The organism is Candidatus Symbiopectobacterium sp. (genome assembly GCF_020054415.1).
In the GTDB taxonomy this organism is placed as follows: Bacteria; Pseudomonadota; Gammaproteobacteria; order Enterobacterales; family Enterobacteriaceae; genus Symbiopectobacterium.
Genome location: NZ_JAHWCO010000467.1, coordinates 1 through 4555 on the forward strand (window position 1 = coordinate 1; position 4555 = coordinate 4555).

Annotated in this window: 2 protein-coding genes and 5 pseudogenes; 2 read left to right on the forward strand and 5 right to left on the reverse strand. The window is 52.7% G+C overall.

The window, feature by feature from the left end:
• Positions 1–103 (forward strand): annotated as a pseudogene (locus QZ506_RS13760) (IS5/IS1182 family transposase); the annotation flags it as partial.
• Positions 104–322: 219 nt separating this feature from the next.
• Here the strand turns inward: QZ506_RS13760 and QZ506_RS13765 are convergent.
• The 4 genes and pseudogenes from QZ506_RS13765 to QZ506_RS13780 form a co-directional block, all read right to left on the reverse strand.
• Positions 323–2149, reverse strand: a pseudogene (locus QZ506_RS13765) (vitamin B12 dependent-methionine synthase activation domain-containing protein); the annotation flags it as partial.
• Positions 2121–2252: a hypothetical protein gene (locus QZ506_RS13770; protein ID WP_291971783.1), complete on the reverse strand. Its 132-nt coding sequence runs from the start codon at positions 2250–2252 to the stop codon at positions 2121–2123. The gene QZ506_RS13770 and the pseudogene QZ506_RS13765, both read right to left, overlap by 29 nt.
• 84 nt (positions 2253–2336) lie before the next feature.
• Positions 2337–3431: pseudogene (locus QZ506_RS13775) on the reverse strand (dihydropteroate synthase); the annotation flags it as partial.
• Positions 3432–3446: 15 nt separating this feature from the next.
• Positions 3447–3762, reverse strand: a pseudogene (locus tag QZ506_RS13780) (IS1 family transposase); the annotation flags it as partial.
• Between QZ506_RS13780 and QZ506_RS13785 the strand changes: the two are divergent.
• Positions 3682–3843, forward strand: coding sequence for a hypothetical protein (locus QZ506_RS13785; protein ID WP_291971785.1), 162 nt, complete (start codon positions 3682–3684; stop codon positions 3841–3843). The pseudogene QZ506_RS13780 and the gene QZ506_RS13785 sit on opposite strands and share 81 nt — an antisense overlap.
• On the opposite strand, the pseudogene QZ506_RS13790 reads toward QZ506_RS13785, so the two are convergent.
• Positions 3821–4390 (reverse strand): annotated as a pseudogene (locus QZ506_RS13790) (homocysteine S-methyltransferase family protein); the annotation flags it as partial. The gene QZ506_RS13785 and the pseudogene QZ506_RS13790 sit on opposite strands and share 23 nt — an antisense overlap.
• Positions 4391–4555: the final 165 nt, after the last annotated feature.

Sequence of the window (4555 nt, forward strand, 5' to 3'; positions counted from 1 at the left end):
TCTGAGAGACTACGATGCTCAGGTGGGTGAAGCCATGGCCATGGTCAAAGCGCTTAACCGGATCACGCTATTAGGAATGCCGAACAGTATTCGCATCACGTAACAATCGACCCGTATGGGGCGCAGTCGTCACAAGTTCTGATTTATTCAACAAAGCCGATATAAGGGAAAAAAATGAATAGGCATAGCTCATAACGCATCCATCGATACGAATGATAAGTGATTCGGGCAAGCAAACAGCTTGCTTGCCGAAACAAAAATATCCCGATTGCACTATGGTTAACAACAAAAGCAAAACAGCATCCTTGCTTATCGTGCGGGGTTAATCCGCATCATACCCCAGATTGGGGGCCAGACAGCGTTCGACATCGGCCACTGACATGCCTTTACGCGCGGCTAGTCTTCAACCTGATCGCGCTGAATCTGCGCCACAGCGTAATATTTGCTTTCCGAATGACTGAAATACCAGCCCGAGACCGAGGCACACGGCCACATGGCATAGGATTCAGTCAACTTCATGCCAGTGTTCTTTTCTACATCAAGCAGTTGCCAGATTTGCGCTTTTTCCGTGTGATCAGGGCAGGCGGGATAGCCCTGTGCCGGACGAATACCCTGATAATTTTCACGAATCAGTTCTTCGTTGCTGATATTTTCGTTAGCGGCATAGCCCCAATACACCTTACGTACTCGCTCATGCAGGTATTCCGCAAACGCCTCCGCCAGACGATCTGACAGCGCTTTCACCATGATCTTATTGTAATCATCGTGCTGCGCTTCCCAGGCCTCCGCCAGTGCGTCCTCCTCCAACCCCCCGGTGACGGAAAACGCGCCGAGATAGTCCGGTTTGCCACAGGTTTTTTGCGCAACAAAATCCGCCAGACAGTAGTTAGGGAAATACGTTTTTTCCGTTTTCTGACGCAAGTGGTGAGTCACCAACAGTACCTCATCGCGGCGCTCGTCGGTATACACCTCAACATCATCCCCTACCCGATTCGCGGGGAACAAGCCCACCACACCGCGCGGATTCAGTGTTCCCTGCTCACTGAGGGTATAAAGCATGGCGTTCGCATCGGCAAACAGGCGCTTGGCCTCTTCACCGACCACATCATCTTCCAGAATGCGCGGATACTTGCCTGCCAACGACTAGGTCATAAAGAACGGCGTCCAGTCGATATAGTTGCGCAAAGTTTCAATGTTGGCAGTGACGGCCTGCACACCAACACGGTGTGCCACTGGCGGCGTGTAGTCATCCCAATCCAACGGGCTGTGATTAGCGCGGGCCGCCGCCAAGGTTACTGGCGGAGTACGCGGTTTCTTACGCCCGTGCTGAATGCGCACGGTTTCATACTCTTTGCGGGTGCGCGCCACAAACTCATCGCGCTGGCTATCCGACAGCAGCGCCGACAGAGCGCGAGGCGTTCTGCACATACACCGTCGCGCCACTGTAATTCTGTTCGATCTTCGCCGCCGTGTGCGCTTTGGAGGTGGTTGCGCGGCCCATCAGCAGCTGCAGCGTGAAGCCCTGGTGCTCCATCTCTTTCGCAACGTTGACCATTTCATCCAGCGACGGTGTGATCAGCCCAGACAGGCCGATAATATCGACGCTTTCTTCACGGGCGGTTTTCAGGATTTTCTCGGTCGGCACCATCACGCCAAGATCGATAATCTCGTAGTTGTTGCACTGCAACACCACGCCGACGATGTTTTTGCCGATATCGTGCACGTAGCCTTTCACCGTCGCCAGCAATACCTTGCCTGCGCTGCTGCCTTTGGCCTTGCTCGCCTCAATGTAGGGTTGCAGGTAAGCCACCGCCTGCTTCATCACACGCGCGGATTTCACCACCTGAGGCAGGAACATTTTTCCCGCGTAGAACAGGTCGCCCACCACGTTCATCCCATCCATCAGCGGCCCTTCAATCACTTCGATAGGGCGAGAGGCTTCCTGACGTGCTTCCTCGTTATCCAGTTCGATAAATTCGGTAATGCCTTTAACCAACGCGTATTCCAGACGCTTTTTCACTGGCCAGCCGCGCCATTCCGCTTGCGTTTTGTTGCTCTCATCATCGGTTTTGCTGCCGCGATAGAGTTCTGCCATCTCCAGCAACCGCTCTGTGCCATCGTCACTGCGGTTGAGCACCACATCTTCTACGGGGCTTTGTTGAATAATAGGGAATAATGCTGTTATGACACGCCTGTTTTGGATTAAAATGCTGATCGCTCCGGGATGCATCACCACGCTCTGGATTTAACATACTGATTTTACGCCAAGGGAATCCGCAGCCTTTATGGCTACGCAGCATAATATCTATTTATTCAACAAAGCCCTTCTACGGCACACGCAGTTCGGCGGGCAAATCGTCATAGATGGCTAACTGGCCAGCGTTGACGATCCCCATGTCCATCCCGTTGCGAATCGCGTGATAGAGGAACACGGCGTGAATCGCTTCGCGCACCGGTTCGTTACCGCGAAAGGAGAACAACACGTTCGAGACGCCGCCGGAGATCATCGCGTGCGGCAACTGTTCCTTGATATCCGAGCAGGCTTCGATGAAATCCACGGCATAGTTGTTATGCTCTTCGATACCGGTGGCAACGGCAAAGATATTCGGGTCAAAGATGATGTCTTCCGGTGGGAAGCCAACCTCTTGCGTCAGGATCTGGTAGGCACGGCGACAAATCTCGATTTTGCGCGCACGGGTATCCGCCTGCACCACTTCATCGAACGCCATCACCACCATGACAGCACCGTAACGTCGCACCTGACGTGCGTGATCGATGAAGACGTCGAGCCCCTCTTTCATCGAAATAGAGTTCACGATGCCTTTGCCCTGAATACACTTCAGCCCTTTCTCAATCACCTCCCACTTGGAGGAATCGATCATGATCGGTACACGGGCGATATCCGGCTCACCGGCAATCAGGTTGAGAAAGCGCACCATGGCCGCTTCAGCATCCAACATGCCTTCATCCATGTTGATGTCGATAATCTGTGCACCGCTCTAGACCTGCTGGCGAGCAACATCCAACGCTTCGCCGTATTTTTCTTCTTTTATCAGGCGATTGAAACGTGCCGAACCGGTTACGTTAGTCCGTTCCCCTACGTTAACGAACAGCGTCGCCGCATCAATGGTCAATGGCTCCAGCCCGGCAAGGCGGCACACCACCGGGATCTCAGGCAGCGTGCGTGGCGCAACGCCGTCAACCACCTTGGCAATGGCAGCAATATGTTGCGGTGTTGTACCGCAGCAGCCACCGACAATATTGAGGAAACCAGATCGCGCCCATTCCACAATATGCACCGCCATATCGGCAGCATCGAGATCGTATTCGCCGAACGCATCCGGCAGGCCCGCGTTAGGGTGAGCAGAGACATAGCACTCGGCGACGCGGGATAGTTCCGCCACGTATTGACGCAACGGTCGTGTATTCAATGAGTTGATGTAGCATAAAACGTAGTACTCGCGTTCGATGTAAGTACCGATGATCCTATCGTGCATTTCGGATGATTTTAAATATCCGAGCGTCTTGCGATTGAGCCGTTGCAATCGGTTACGCAGTGTCAGATGTGCACGCTCAATACGCTGTGTATACAGCTTGCTAACAATGTGTTTTACTCTTGGAAGTTCGTCGTTGTAAGCACTGTAGCCATCCGTGTTTGCATGACTGACGACGGTAACGCTGATGGCCACTTTTGCCATAACCGTGTTTTTTCACAGGAGATGTCTGTTCACAAAACGGGCATCTTACATCAACTTTAGCCACTGTATTTCACATCCAAAACCGGACATTTCACGCTGCAATCAACATATTGAATACACGACCGACGCAACTCATCCTGCCTGAGCGCACAGTTCAAGCCAAAAGAGAGCGGGCGCGCATGGCGCAGTGAGTTGTAAAACGCTTCCGTGGTTTGCACTGACAGGGTACGACCAGAGGCGTCGGTAATGGTACCAGATATCATCACTGGCAGTTCAATACCGAGCGCGTCGAATTCGGTTTCTACCGCATACACGGCGGCTTTGACGTTCAGGGTATCAAAGATGGTTTCAATCATGATGATATCGACGCCCCCCTCAACCAACGCGCGGGTTGATTATCGATAGGCATCGACCAACTGATCGAAACTGATATTACGGTAAGCGGGGTCGTTCACATCCGGAGAAATGGATGCCGTGCGGTTGGTTGGGGACAATACGCCTGCCACATAGCGCGGCTTGGCCGGGTTTTGCGCCGTCCATTTGTCCGCACTGGCGCGAGCCAGTCGTGCCGCCACCAGGTTAATCTCCGCCGACAGTGAGGCCATGTCGTAATCGGCCATCGCGATCGGCGTGGCGTTAAAGGTGTTGGTTTCGATAATATCCGCGCCAGCCTCAAAATAGGCATCGTGGATCGCAGCAATAATTTGTATTAGTCGCGACTAGATCTGACACTGGACCTTGAAAGGTTGAGAATTACCGGTTTTGATATGGGTGTCTAATCCTTAAACAAAACGCGAGGTAACTCTCATGCTTCATACTAACAATCCCATAATCAAACACAAAGCCGGCCTGCTCAA